Source organism: Microcystis sp. M_QC_C_20170808_M3Col (assembly GCF_007095505.1).
Taxonomy (GTDB): domain Bacteria; phylum Cyanobacteriota; class Cyanobacteriia; order Cyanobacteriales; family Microcystaceae; genus Microcystis.
In genome coordinates, this window is record NZ_SFBY01000462.1 from 17,943 (window position 1) to 27,972 (window position 10,030).

12 protein-coding genes and 2 pseudogenes are annotated in these 10,030 nt (G+C 42.1%); 4 read left to right on the forward strand and 10 right to left on the reverse strand.

What is annotated here, in order from left to right; all coding sequences use genetic code 11:
* Nucleotides 1–32: 32 nt before the first annotated feature.
* From atpA to psbQ, 8 genes are all read right to left on the reverse strand, one after another.
* Entirely contained in the window at nt 33–1,541 is a 1,509-nt protein-coding gene (gene atpA / locus EWV84_RS21235; RefSeq protein WP_287079903.1) for a F0F1 ATP synthase subunit alpha, read from the reverse strand.
* Nucleotides 1,542–1,609: 68 nt separating this feature from the next.
* On the reverse strand, nt 1,610–2,158 hold the full coding sequence (atpH, locus tag EWV84_RS21240) for an ATP synthase F1 subunit delta (protein WP_002763366.1): 549 nt from the start codon (nt 2,156–2,158) through the stop codon (nt 1,610–1,612).
* Nucleotides 2,159–2,701: a F0F1 ATP synthase subunit B gene (locus EWV84_RS21245; protein ID WP_287079904.1), complete on the reverse strand. Its 543-nt coding sequence runs from the start codon at nt 2,699–2,701 to the stop codon at nt 2,159–2,161.
* A gap of 126 nt (nt 2,702–2,827) precedes the next feature.
* On the reverse strand, nt 2,828–3,259 hold the full coding sequence (locus EWV84_RS21250) for a F0F1 ATP synthase subunit B' (protein WP_002795845.1): 432 nt from the start codon (nt 3,257–3,259) through the stop codon (nt 2,828–2,830).
* 230 nt (nt 3,260–3,489) lie between these two features.
* On the reverse strand, nt 3,490–3,735 hold the full coding sequence (atpE, locus tag EWV84_RS21255) for an ATP synthase F0 subunit C (RefSeq protein ID WP_002740068.1): 246 nt from the start codon (nt 3,733–3,735) through the stop codon (nt 3,490–3,492).
* A 230-nt stretch (nt 3,736–3,965) separates the two neighbouring features.
* Nucleotides 3,966–4,715, reverse strand: coding sequence for a F0F1 ATP synthase subunit A (gene atpB / locus EWV84_RS21260; RefSeq protein WP_002739857.1), 750 nt, complete (start codon nt 4,713–4,715; stop codon nt 3,966–3,968).
* Nucleotides 4,716–4,772: 57 nt separating this feature from the next.
* Nucleotides 4,773–5,135: an ATP synthase subunit I gene (locus EWV84_RS21265; protein WP_149988376.1), complete on the reverse strand. Its 363-nt coding sequence runs from the start codon at nt 5,133–5,135 to the stop codon at nt 4,773–4,775.
* 539 nt (nt 5,136–5,674) lie between these two features.
* Entirely contained in the window at nt 5,675–6,115 is a 441-nt protein-coding gene (psbQ, locus tag EWV84_RS21270; protein ID WP_287079906.1) for a photosystem II protein PsbQ, read from the reverse strand.
* Between the two features lie 228 nt (nt 6,116–6,343).
* On the opposite strand from psbQ, the pseudogene EWV84_RS21275 reads away from it, so the two are divergent.
* Nucleotides 6,344–6,501, forward strand: a pseudogene (locus EWV84_RS21275) (IS4/Tn5 family transposase DNA-binding protein); the annotation flags it as partial.
* 334 nt (nt 6,502–6,835) lie between these two features.
* Here EWV84_RS21275 and EWV84_RS21285 read toward each other — a convergent pair.
* Nucleotides 6,836–7,261, reverse strand: coding sequence for a type II toxin-antitoxin system VapC family toxin (locus EWV84_RS21285; RefSeq protein ID WP_287079907.1), 426 nt, complete (start codon nt 7,259–7,261; stop codon nt 6,836–6,838).
* 13 nt (nt 7,262–7,274) lie between these two features.
* The gene (locus EWV84_RS21290) at nt 7,275–7,634 is read right to left on the reverse strand and encodes a hypothetical protein (protein WP_002763370.1); all 360 of its coding nucleotides are present in this window, start codon (nt 7,632–7,634) and stop codon (nt 7,275–7,277) included.
* Between the two features lie 293 nt (nt 7,635–7,927).
* On the opposite strand from EWV84_RS21290, the gene EWV84_RS21295 reads away from it, so the two are divergent.
* From EWV84_RS21295 to EWV84_RS21305, 3 genes and pseudogenes are all read left to right on the forward strand, one after another.
* Nucleotides 7,928–8,068 (forward strand): hypothetical protein, encoded by a 141-nt coding sequence (locus EWV84_RS21295; RefSeq protein ID WP_287079908.1) that lies wholly within the window; start codon nt 7,928–7,930, stop codon nt 8,066–8,068.
* 21 nt (nt 8,069–8,089) lie between these two features.
* A pseudogene (locus tag EWV84_RS21300) lies at nt 8,090–8,269 on the forward strand (nuclease-related domain-containing protein); the annotation flags it as partial.
* A 108-nt stretch (nt 8,270–8,377) separates the two neighbouring features.
* On the forward strand, nt 8,378–9,574 hold the full coding sequence (locus tag EWV84_RS21305) for an AAA family ATPase (RefSeq protein WP_287079910.1): 1,197 nt from the start codon (nt 8,378–8,380) through the stop codon (nt 9,572–9,574).
* The last annotated feature ends 456 nt before the right edge of the window (nt 9,575–10,030 follow it).

A 10,030-nucleotide genomic window follows, 5' to 3' on the forward strand; every position in this document is an offset into this window, starting at 1 on the left:
CATTACCAACATTCATTTACTGATTACCGAGATTATTTAAAGGCTTGTTTGTACTCGTTGATGCCATCTTTGAGCAGGCCTTCCGCTTCGTCGTTGAGTTGTTTTTCAGTGCTAACGATCTCAACGTAGCGAGGTTTGCTGGTTTTCAGGTATTCCCGTAGGCCAGTACAGAAATCGATAACTTTATTGGTGGCGATATCGTCGAGATAACCGTTTAAACCGGCATAAACCACCGCGACCTGTTCCCAAACGGCCAGGGGGAAGTTTTGGGGCTGTTTCAGGATTTGACGCAGACGCTGACCGCGAGACAGTTGTGCTTGGGTGGCCGCATCAAGGTCAGAAGCGAATTGAGCAAAAGCTTCTAATTCGTCAAACTGGGCTAATTCTAGTTTTAATTTACCGGCCACTTTCTTCATCGCTTTTGTTTGGGCCGCCGAACCCACGCGGGATACGGAAATACCAGCGTTAATAGCGGGACGGAAACCAGCGTTAAAGAGGTCGGTGGAGAGGAATATCTGACCGTCAGTAATCGAAATTACATTGGTGGGAATATAGGCGGAAACGTCACCGGCCTGGGTTTCGATAATCGGCAGGGCGGTCATGCTACCGCCACCGAGGGCATCGCTGAGTTTAGCGGCGCGTTCTAGTAAACGGGAGTGGAGATAGAAAACGTCGCCGGGGTAAGCTTCCCGACCGGGAGGACGACGCATGAGCAGGGATAGCTGACGATAAGCTTGAGCCTGTTTGGTGAGGTCATCGTAGATAACTAGGGTCGCTTTGCCTTTATACATGAAGTATTCGGCGATCGAAGCTCCGGTGTAGGGGGCGATATACTGGAGGGTGGCGGGGTCGTTAGCGTTAGCGGCCACCACCACGGTGTAATCCATGGCGCCTCTTTGGGTGAGGGTGTCGATTACTTGGGCGACGGTGGAGGCTTTTTGACCGATGGCGACATAGACACAGATCACGTCTTCGCTTTTCTGGTTAATGATTGTGTCAATGGCGATCGCTGTTTTACCGGTTTTTCTGTCACCGATAATTAACTCCCGTTGACCACGACCGACGGGAATCATGGCATCGATAGCGGTAATGCCGGTTTGCATCGGTTCACAGACGGATTTGCGAGCCACAATACCGGGGGCGGGGGATTCCACCAGACGGGTTTCGCTGGCGAGGATGTCTCCTTTACCGTCGATGGGACGACCGAGAGCATCAACCACGCGGCCGACTAAGGCGTCACCCACGGGAACCTGAGCGATTTTACCGGTAGCTTTCACCGTACCGCCTTCTTTAATCCCGAAACCGTCACCCATTAACACTGCACCGACGTTATCTTCTTCGAGGTTAAGGGCGATGCCGACGGTTCCATCTTCAAATTCTAATAGTTCTCCCGACATGGCCTGTTGTAGGCCGTAGATGCGGGCAGTACCGTCACCCACTTGCAGGACGGTTCCCACGTTGGAGACCTGTACTTCTTGGTTATAGGATTCGATCTGTTGACGAATAATCGTGCTAATTTCGTCGGGTCTGATAGCTACCATAGTTTAATCTGGGAAAAAGTAAAAAATTAGGAGGTGAAAAAACGGCAAAAAAGGGAGATTAGATGACCTTAGCGCAGGGAGAGGCTGAGGCGTTGTAGTTGACCGCGAATGCTGGCATCAAAGACCTGAGAACCGACTTTGATCACCACACCACCGATGAGGCTGCCATCAACTTTGGTTTTCAGTTCGACCACATTTGCCCCGGTCAGGGTTTTCACTTTGTCGATGACGATTTGTTTTTGGCTATCGTTCAATTCGGTGGCCGAGGAAACTTCCGCTAAAACGGTGTTAGTCAGCACTCTAGCCAGGGTGAGATATTGTTGACAAACGGGTTCTAAAAATTGAATCCGACGTTTATCGACTAATAACATCATGAAGTTAGTTAAATAGGGATTGGCACTGCTCCCCATTACTTGGGAAAGAACGGCTTTTTTAGCTTCTTCTTTGATCACGGGATTGCCGATAAAAGCTCTTAGATCGGGAGCATTTTCTAGCAATTCCAAGAGGGATTTAATTTCGCCGCCGATCGCTTCTAATTGTCCGCTGCTTTGGGCGACGGAAAGTAATGCTTGGGCGTAGGGTTCGGCGATTTCTGAACTGATTAAACTTCCCTGCATCTATTTACCTCCTAGGTTGGCCAAACTGCGATCAATTAGGGTTTGTTGTACCGATTCTTCCAGGCCGGTGCTTAATTGGGATTCCACATTAGCTAAGGCTAAAGCGGTAATTCTTTGGCGTAATTCTACTAAAACACGATCCTGTTCCGCCGAGAGATCTTTAGCGGCACTTTCGCGCATTCTTTGAATATCGAGTTCGGCTTGGGCGGCGATGTCGGCGGTGACAGTTTTAGCTCTAGATCGAGCATTATTGATAATTTTTTCGGCCTCTTGTTTTGCGAGGGCGAGTTTTTTCTGTTCTTCGGCGAGGGCGGTAGCGGCAATATTTTTCCGGTTTTCAGCTTCGGCTAAAGCTTCAGCAATCTTCGACTGACGTTCTCCGAGGATTTGTCCGAGAACTTTGCGGCCGTAGAAGATGACTAAACCGAGCAGAATCGAGAGGTTAAATAGGTTCGTTCCTAGGATATCGGGGTTGATGCCGAATCCCTCTGCTGCCGCTTCCTTCGCCTCCGTGGCTAATAATAAAACTGTGTCGATGATCATGATTATTGAGGGCGGGGAGTAGGTTATGCAGTTATCAGTTATCAGAGGTAAGTTATCAGTCTTCTAACTTCTGACGACTGACTTCTATCTTTTCACTGATCACTGTTATTAACCAAGGGCTGGGGTTTAGCGAACGAGTTCGGGGCCGAGGAGTTTTTCGAGAATTTGACGGGAAAGAGAGGCTACTTGTCCTTCTAGAGAACGAAAGGCTTCTTCTTTCTGTTGGGCAATTTCGGCGGCGACGGCTTCTTTACGAGCGATCGCTTCTTTTTGGGCTGCGGCAACTCTTTCGCTGGCTAGTTTTTGGGCCTCGGCTTGCGCTTGGGCGATAATCTCTTGGGATTGTTTACGAGCCGAACTTAATTGCAATTCGTACTCTTGTACCAGTGCTTCGGTTTTGGCTAGTTGTTCTTTGGCTCCGCTTTCTGTTTGCCGAATATACTCCGCCCGTTCATCTAAAACTTTACTGAGGGGTTTATAAAAAACGGCGTTCAGGATCACTGCCAAAAGAATAAATTGTAGTGCCATCACTGGCAGGGTGGCATCGAAATCAAACATTGATTTATTCCTGATAAATAGAAGCTATAGGCAGGTTCAAAAAAGGAAGACGATCCCCCTGCTTTAACAATAAACTGTCAGGGGGGATCAGCAAAATTCCCTTAACTAGCTATCAGCCTTCCGTCCCAAAAACCAGACTTTTTAGTTGGCTCCTTCGGCGTTTTTTTAGAGTTTTGAAAACTCTCCCGCCAAGCTGCGGACTGGGGGCTGATAGCCCACTGCTTTTTTAATTAGGCGAAGGGGTTAGCGAACAGTAAAACGAGAGCGATAACCAAGCCGTAGATGGTTAAGGATTCCATGAATGCCAAGCTGAGGAGAAGGGTACCACGAATTCTTCCTTCAGCTTCGGGTTGACGGGCGATACCGGAAACAGCTTCTCCAGAAGCGGTACCTTGACCAACGCCGGGGCCGATAGCGGCTAAACCAACGGCGAGGGCGGCGGCGATAACGGAAGCGGCAGCTACTGTGGGGTTCATGGTGATTTTTTCCTCTATTTACTAATCAATTTCAATCTGTTGTTTACAGAGCGCGTTCTCAGCCGTAAAAAATGGCTGGTTTTCTGCTCAAAACTCCCGAAAGAGTTTTTGGGAAAGAACGATCCTGGAATTCAGTTGCTCATCCTGAATTCGACCAATAATTTCTTAGTTATTATCCTATTATTTGGACACTTTTCCCTAAGAAATTTTTCTTTTTTTGTCCCTCGCTTTTAAGCGTGTTCTTCTTCGTGTTCCGATTCCAGGGCCTCATGGATATAGGCCCCGGCAAGGGTGGCGAAGACAAGGGCCTGAATAGCGCTGGTAAATAAACCGAGAGCCATCAGGGGTAGGGGTACGACTAGGGGGACAAGGAAGACTAATACGGCCACTACCAACTCGTCCGCGAGGATGTTTCCGAAAAGACGGAAGCTGAGGGAGAGGGGTTTGGTAAAGTCTTCTAAAATTTTGATCGGTAATAGCACGGGAATCGGCTCTAGGTAGTGAGCAAAGTAACCGAGTCCTTTTTTACTGATGCCCGCGTAGAAGTAAGCGAGGGAAGTCAGTAGGGCTAACGCCACCGTGGTATTGATGTCGTTAGTGGGGGCGGCTAATTCTCCTTCGGGCAGTTCGATTAACTTCCAAGGAATCAATGCCCCTAACCAGTTAGAAACGAAAATAAATAAAAATAGGGTGCCGATGAAGGGCAACCAGGGTCGATATTCCTTTTCTCCTAGCTGGTTTTTGGCTAAATCGCGCAGAAATTCCAGAACGTACTCCATCAGGTTTTGAATACCGCTAGGAACTTTCTGGATCTTGCGGGTAGCGGCGATCGAGGCGATGATTAAGATAGCGAAGACGATCCAGGAGACCGCGATCACTTGCCCGTGAATTTTTAGTCCGCCGATGTGCCAGTACCAGTGTTGTCCCACTTCCAGGGAAGCGAGGCTATAAAAATTAAGCACACTTAAACTGTCTAACATTTCCACCTTGGAGAGATTCGGGTTCGCAAATCAGGGTTATTTTAACGGTCAAAGGGGTTAGGAATCGGCTTTCTGCTCCAACTTGAAGATGGTTTGCAGAGTATAGACGATGATCGCCCCTTTATAGGTCAAAAAACCCAAAAAAACTGGCACTATGTGCAGTTCTTGCCAACGACTGGCGATGATGATTAATCCAGCGAATAGGGCTAATCCTTTTTTGCCCACCCGATTTTTCGTTACCCCCAATTTTTCCACTTCCCCGGCCAGGAGTTTTAGGTAAACAACTCCCACCATTGCCCCTAATAGGTAATTAAGGGCGGTATTGAGGGAATAAAACCACCACACGGGAATAAAGATCAGACCGCTTAAGATCAGGGTGGTGATCAATAAAGTGTTTTGTAGTTGATAGTATTCCCGCATCGGATCTGACGGCGGGTTGGTTTCTGGGGTTGGGGGAGATTCGATCGATGGATCAGACAAGGTACACCTAAATCAGCGATAGACTAATCTCAATATCTAGATTGCTTTCCGAGCTATGACGCTCAGGTGAGCCACAAGACATATTATCACGGCAGTGGCAACAATTATTAAGCAATTGTAAATGGCCATGATTCCCCCCGCTCTCAGCCGTCATCAGCTTTTTTCTCCCCCCTCCCCTGCTCCCTTCTCCCCACTTCCCCAACTCCGGCGCTCCCTCTTGCCTGTTCCCTAAAACCAGAGACTTCGTACCTCACTATTAAGATAACTGCTAAACTAAGTGATCCTGCCAATGGTTAATAAAAAGCAGTTGGTTGGGAAAAGGTAAGGTTCACTATTTTTTTCTATCTTGATTTTTAAACTCAATAACCATAAGAAAAAAGTTTTTGTGTGCTTCTCTCTGACAACAATCTCTAGGCAAAAAGCCCGAGATTTTTTTAAAAAGCTGATAACTGATAACCGATTCTGTCTCCCGATACAAACTAACCGGGAACAATATTTAAGAAAGCATCGAAGTCTTTTAATGCTTCTTGGAATTGAGTAGCGGCAAGACTAGCATCTTTTTCTTTGGCTGCCGCATCGATACGTTCAAAGTGAACGAAAAGATTTTTCGCTAACTGCTTGGCTTTTTCTTGGTCTTTGGGCAGTAAATTACGGGATAATCCTACCATTTCCTGACGCAATTGCCCCAAGGGACCGTGGATATAGGTGCGAGTATCTACCCAATTTTTGTCAGCGATGAGGTCTTGCAAAACGCTCATTTTTTGGCGAAATCCTTCTATGGGTTGGATGTAAACCTGTAACTGTTCGATTTTTTGGGGACTGTAAACGCTGGGGATAGTTGCTTGCGGACCGCTGCAGCTAACCAGCAGGGTAGTAACTAGGACTAAAACTAGGGAAATAATCGAGCGAAGACGTGGCATTGGTTTATATGTACTATTTAACAAACTATTGACGTTCTCTCCCTTAACCAGTCAAGGTATCGGGACGATTTTTACTTTATCAGAATTTTGGGTTTAAAACCTCGCTCCTTTTAGGGTATCCATTGGTCACATCTTTGATTAACAAAAAGAGAAGAAACTTAAAAAAGGCGGAAACGATTGAGAGGTATAGTTTTGAAAGAAGGAGTGTATTGAGATGTCAGGAAAAAAATGGAGAAATGGGCAGCCCAAGAATTACAGTATGCAGAACTAGGGGACACCAGAAGAAATAAAAGATTAACAGTATTGTGGAAAACTTGGCCAGGCAACCAGGGACGAGTGTTACCTTGACGTTTGGATTTATCATGATCAGTAGAACTCTTCTTGATGGTATGGTGAGAACCATAACTAGGACAAGGGAATAGAGTCGGACTAGAAGGATGATTTTGTTCTGTGAGCGACTGGTGCTTGAATAAGCTTTTCACGAGCCACAAAAAGATATTTATCAGAAAAGTTATCATTAAGTTAGAGGTTTTAATGCTGATTCGGATAAATTATTTTTATTAATAAGTATTATACACACTTCATACAGGGCAGCAATATGGCTTACCACCACTGTGGAATCACGACCCCATTTGGGAGTAATAGTATTTATGAGAGTTTAAGAGAGAATTTAGAACAGTTTAAGGGTAAAATTAGGGAAATAAAAGGGTAAAACTGGCTTTAGCTCCCCGTCCAATCTACTATTGATAATCTGGGTACTAAACTGAAATCTCTTTGATTACGAGTAACGACTGTAGCATTAAGTGATAATGCAATAGCAGCTATTCGCAGAGCTTTTTGTAGGCGATTTTTTCGCAGAGGCGGATTTTCTTTAAGTAATTGTTTGAGAAGATTATCTGCTTGGTTTGTAAAGTCTAGAATCTCAATTGTTTGCAGATATTTGACGGTTATTGAAAGTTTTGAGTAGAGTTGGGGCAGATTATTGATAGCCCAAGGAGCGTTAATTTTACCCATCCAACCGTTGAAAAGTTCCTGAACAGTAATGATTGTAACGGAAATGGAATGACGGGACGCATTAGCAATAACTTGGGGATGATTGCGAAGAATTAGGGAAATATGGTCAGTATCGAGAATATATTGAGACACAAATCTTTATCCTCTACAGATAATATGAGGGATCTACTTCACTGTCATCATCTAAAGTACGTTCTGCTTGAAGTGTATCCATGATTTCTTGAAAATCTGCGTCATTTTCAAAGATACCTGCAAATTCTCGCCAATTGGGTGAGGGGTTATCTAGGGGTGTTGTCCATGATATCGTTTCAATTTGGCTAATTTGTTCGATAAAGGTTGTTTGTAGTTGGGAAATGGCTTCTTCTTTGGTGGGTGCTTGGACTCGAAAATGAGGCAATTCAGCGATAGATACAGCATATTGACCATTTTTAAGGGTTTCTATCAGTATTTTTACCTTTAGATTAGCTGATGGTTGGGAGGGCGGGATATTGAGATTGATGACCATAGCATTTTGTTGATTTATCGCTTTACTTCCTTATTTTATTGGGCTCTTCGTTACTTGTTATGGTTCGATAGGGGGGCATAAATCGACTAAATCCTTATCTGGCAAGAGACTTAATTGATTAGTTCGCTCTAGAGCAAAAACAATTGACAAAAATCGCTAACACAAACCGAAGAGCCTTTTATTGGAAGTCAAGATAAGTATGAGGCATTTTTGGGTAAGTTAGGGTTTAGAGAGTTGCGTTGCCGAAGGCACACTGTGTGATCGCTCGTTTTTAATTATGGGTAATATCAATTATGGCTAAAATGTTTCCCCCAGATGCGCCTTCTAATCCTGATTTACGGGGAGAATCAGAAGTATATCATTTACTATCTCAACTTGACGATGATTTTTACATTTTTCAAGACAGATACTGGATTTTTAAGAATAAAGATTGAGCTAGAACTGAAAGAGAAACGGATTTCTTGTTAGTTCATCCCCAGAAAGGTCTATTGATTATTGAAGTCAAGGGAGGAACTCGATTTTCTTACGACGGGGAACATGATAAGTGGAAATCGGGAGATAATATTTCTTATCAAAATCCCTACGAAAAACAATTAGCTAACTCAAAAAAATTGCCGTTATTACTAAAACGTGAACTACCTAGTTTGAAAAATCGTTCTAGTTTGAAAAATCGTTGGATACCTTGTGGATATGCAATTTGTTTTCCTCATATTGATATTTTAGAGGGAAATTTAGCTCTCTTTATGGAAAGAGACGTTACTTTATTTAGAGATGATCTGAAAAATCTAGGTGAGAAAATCAACGAAATATATAGTCATTATAGCAATAATAATAATCATCATCAACCTCTTGGCAAAAAGATAGTAGAAGAAATTAAAACGTTAATTACCCCTAAATCAGAATTTAGAAAATCCCTAAGTGCAGAACTAGAAGATGAGGGACAAACTATAATTAAGCTGACTAAAGAGCAACAAGAAATTTTAGATGGTTTTTATAAAGTTAAAACTCCAATCCTTATTGATGGACCTGCGGGAACAGGAAAAACTCAACTCGCAATCTCACAAGCTATTTCAGATATTCAACTTTATAAATTGGTTTTATTCATTACTAATTCTCAGGATTCAAAAGATTATATCTATAAGGAAATTTCGCTTAATGTTGAAACTAATAATGATCTTTTAAAGATATTTACGCTTCAAGAACTTAGTTTAGTACAAAAAGTTTTAGAAAATAAAGAAAATTTAGAAAAGGTCAGAATTATTATTGATGAGGCACAACAATTAGATGGTGATTTTTTAAGAAAAATAGCTGACTATGCTAGTCAAATGTTTAATCTATCAATTTTAATTTTTAAAGATGATTCTCAAAAAACTAATGAAAATGATATACAAGAGATATTTAAACCCTTTAATTATACCCTGCAAAAAGTAATCAGAAACACAATTAATATTTTTGATTCTTACGAAGAATATATTAGTCCAACCTATAAAGTAAAAAAGCCCGTCAGACAGTTTAAGGAAGTCAGCACAGATTATTACATAACTGATGAAGACTTAATTAAAGCCATAAAAAGCAATATTTTGGCATTAATCAACGATGAAAAAGTTTTACCTAAACACATAACAATCCTCTTTTCTAAAAAACCAAGTCAAAACTTTTTTGACTCGATAGCATCAAAAATTTCTACTTTCAAATTTAAGCGATTCTCTCTCGCTAGTCCTCTTCATCCACAAACAATTACTTGGTCAACTATTTACGATTTTCAAGGCTTAGAAAATCATATAATTTTATTAGTGGAATTAGAACCAGAACCCATTTCTGAGACCATTCGCTTAAGAAGATTAAGATATATTGGTCGCTCAAGAGCTTGTAGTATTTTATACATCTTTTTAAGAAAAGATATGTCTTCAGATACAATTGATATTGCCGATATATTTTAAAATTTGTAAAAGTCATCTAATCCTTCACTCTCACTATTCTAATCCTTCACTCTCACTATTATTCGATAGCTCAGTAAAATCAAAGTAATCACAAAAGTTGAAATTATCTTTATGGGAAAAAATTGACGACAAAACCCTTGAAATAGTATGAGAAATTGGTCGAGGTAAATAATTTTCTACATTTTTACGAAATAAATTTTCATCAAAAGTCTGGCCATTATCTTGATGAGATAATATCCATAATGCGTACAATGCGTTGAGATTTAAGTCAATTGATTTTGTAGAAAGAAAGGTTTGAAATTGAGCAATTAGTTTTTCACGCAATCTTTCATTATTTTTAATGGCTCTTCGTTACCCTTTATGCTAAATCAACAGACAAGATGCCAAGACAACATACTTCTAACCCAAAAATTCCGAAAGTTTCTAAAGCCATAGGCTCTCCGTTTTATTAGTTTA

What these genes read in the sequence shown, in the direction of transcription:
- EWV84_RS21245 (WP_287079904.1), bottom strand. Translation starts at nt 2,701, where the DNA reads ATGATCATCGACACAGTTTTATTATTAGCCACGGAGGCGAAGGAAGCG.
- atpA (WP_287079903.1), bottom strand. Translation starts at nt 1,541, where the DNA reads ATGGTAGCTATCAGACCCGACGAAATTAGCACGATTATTCGTCAACAG.
- EWV84_RS21265 (WP_149988376.1), bottom strand. Translation starts at nt 5,135, where the DNA reads ATGCGGGAATACTATCAACTACAAAACACTTTATTGATCACCACCCTG.
- atpH (WP_002763366.1), bottom strand. Translation starts at nt 2,158, where the DNA reads ATGCAGGGAAGTTTAATCAGTTCAGAAATCGCCGAACCCTACGCCCAA.
- EWV84_RS21290 (WP_002763370.1), bottom strand. Translation starts at nt 7,634, where the DNA reads ATGGTCATCAATCTCAATATCCCGCCCTCCCAACCATCAGCTAATCTA.
- atpE (WP_002740068.1), bottom strand. Translation starts at nt 3,735, where the DNA reads ATGAACCCCACAGTAGCTGCCGCTTCCGTTATCGCCGCCGCCCTCGCC.
- EWV84_RS21295 (WP_287079908.1), top strand. Translation starts at nt 7,928, where the DNA reads ATGGCTAAAATGTTTCCCCCAGATGCGCCTTCTAATCCTGATTTACGG.
- EWV84_RS21305 (WP_287079910.1), top strand. Translation starts at nt 8,378, where the DNA reads ATGGAAAGAGACGTTACTTTATTTAGAGATGATCTGAAAAATCTAGGT.
- atpB (WP_002739857.1), bottom strand. Translation starts at nt 4,715, where the DNA reads ATGTTAGACAGTTTAAGTGTGCTTAATTTTTATAGCCTCGCTTCCCTG.
- psbQ (WP_287079906.1), bottom strand. Translation starts at nt 6,115, where the DNA reads ATGCCACGTCTTCGCTCGATTATTTCCCTAGTTTTAGTCCTAGTTACT.
- EWV84_RS21250 (WP_002795845.1), bottom strand. Translation starts at nt 3,259, where the DNA reads ATGTTTGATTTCGATGCCACCCTGCCAGTGATGGCACTACAATTTATT.